General features: G+C 69.0%; 2 protein-coding genes. One reads left to right on the top strand and one right to left on the bottom strand.

Annotated features, from left to right (window positions below; all coding sequences use genetic code 11):
- Window positions 1-1,172, bottom strand: a 1,172-nt coding sequence (locus tag AB7O82_RS36320; RefSeq protein WP_428621710.1) for an aromatic ring-hydroxylating oxygenase subunit alpha, incomplete at its 3' end; no start/stop codon positions are given.
- A gap of 128 nt (window positions 1,173-1,300) precedes the next feature.
- Here AB7O82_RS36320 and AB7O82_RS36315 point away from each other — a divergent pair.
- A partial coding sequence (locus AB7O82_RS36315) for a GntR family transcriptional regulator (RefSeq protein ID WP_428621708.1) occupies window positions 1,301-1,914 on the top strand: 614 nt, incomplete at its 3' end.

Here is a 1,914-nt window from a genome sequence, read left to right as displayed (position 1 = left end):
ATGCCGCTCGGCAGGAATCGCGAACTTTTCGCCGCCTGCATGCCGAGATTGACCGGCACATCCTGCGCCCAGATCCTGGAGCCACCTTCGCGCACGGCCTTGCAGCGATCGATGAAGTCGGGAAGATCGATGGTGCTCCGCGGCAGCAGCCAGCCGCCGTAGGTGACGCGATCGGAGCCCGCGAAGGTTGCCGCGACGCCGGCCGGGCGGATCAGTGTGTAGGCCACCGTATTGGGAGCGAGCATCAGGGTGAGGCTGGGCGGCAGCATGGCGAAGTAGATGCGCTGATGCTGCTCGGCGGGCAGGGTCGCGATCGGCGGAAAAGCTGCGTCGGCGCCCCAGCCATCCTTCATCATGCCACCGTCCGGCGTGCGCATCGGCACCGAGCGCACGATGGCGTTGTCGCCCGGCAGCATCTCCGTGAAGCGCACGCCGTCCCCTGCCAGGACGCTGGGGGCGAAGTCGTGCGTGCCGATATGAACGAACTCCGGGTGATAGGCGTCGGTGAAGTTCTCGACATGCACCTTCCAGTTCCACGGCAAGGGCGTGTCGCTCATGGCGGGCGGCACGGCCTCGAGCCCGGTCGCCTCGTAGCCTGTCCACAGCGGCTCCAGCTTGGCGAGGCTGGGGCCCAGAGGCGCGGCGTGGGCATCCAGATTGACGAAGATGAAGCCGTGCCACAGTTCCAGCCGCAGCTCGGGCAGGCGCACCTGCCGCCGCAGCGCCAGCACATCGTCGGCGCTGCCCATGCGCGGCGCCCCCGAGAGCCTGCCTTCCATGTCGTAGGTCCAGAAATGCAGCGGGCAGCGCAGCGGCTTGCCCTTCTCGGGACAGGGGATGATCTCGCCACGATGCTGGCAGATGGCGCTGAGCGCATGGAGCGCCCCATCGGCGCTGCGGGTGATCAGGATCGGCTCTCCCGCGACCTCCGCCGCCAGGCAATCACCCGGCGCCGCCACCTCCTCGACCCGTCCGACGCAGATCCAGGTGCGGCTGAAGACCTCCTTCTGCTCGAAGGCGAAGAACTCGGGCTCGGTATAGCAGCCCGCCGGCATCATGCGCTCGGAGACCGAGGCGGCATCGAGGCTGGCGATTTCGGCCAGCAGGGCCTCGACCACGGGGGACCGCGTCCTGATGGCTGCTGGACGGCGGTCGACGATCGGCTGATCCATGGGCACCTCCCTGCAGCAGCAGCGTAAGGTCGCATCGGATGCCGGGGGAGGGTCGTCGATATATATCTGCGCCCAGTTCCGAGGCAGGTGCGCCCAAATGACAGGCATCGAACTTGCATGGCGGCCGCATGGCTGTCACCGTGACCACGCAGGCACTCGCCCGGCTGCGCGCCGACATCCTCGCCGCCCGGCTGGCCCCCGGCGCCGGCCTGCCGCTGAAGGTGCTGCAGCACCGCTATGCCGTGGGCCTGACGCCGCTGCGCGAGGCGCTCACTGTCCTGAGTGGAAGCGGGCTGGTCGTCGCCGAAGGAAACGGCCGGGGTTTTCGCGTGGCGCCGGCCTCGCGCGCGGATTTCGAGGACGTGGCCCTGTCCCGCAGGCGTCTCGAGGGCATGGCGATGCGCCTGTCGATCACGGCCGGCGACCGGCATTGGCGGCAGCAGATCGAGACGACGCGGGCGCGGTTCGCCGGCGTACGCGCCCTGGTCGGCGATAATCGTCCGATCGACGAGGCGTGGGAGGAGCGGCATCGCCGCTTCCACTTCGCCCTGATCTCCGCCTGCGGCTCCCCTGCCCTTCTCGACTTCTGTCGCCAGCTGTTCGACCGCTTCGATCGCTACCGGCGCATCGCCATCCCGACCAAGTCGATGATGGCCGCCGTCGGCATCGACCACGACGGGATCATGCTGGCCGCCCTGCGCGGCGACGAGGAGGACGCCGTGGCGCGCCTCGACCGGCACAT

It is taken from the genome of Reyranella sp. (genome assembly GCF_050185545.1).
Taxonomy (GTDB): Bacteria; Pseudomonadota; Alphaproteobacteria; order Reyranellales; family Reyranellaceae; genus Reyranella.
Note: the sequence above shows the minus strand (reverse complement) of the source record. Positions and strands in the feature narration are given on the sequence as shown.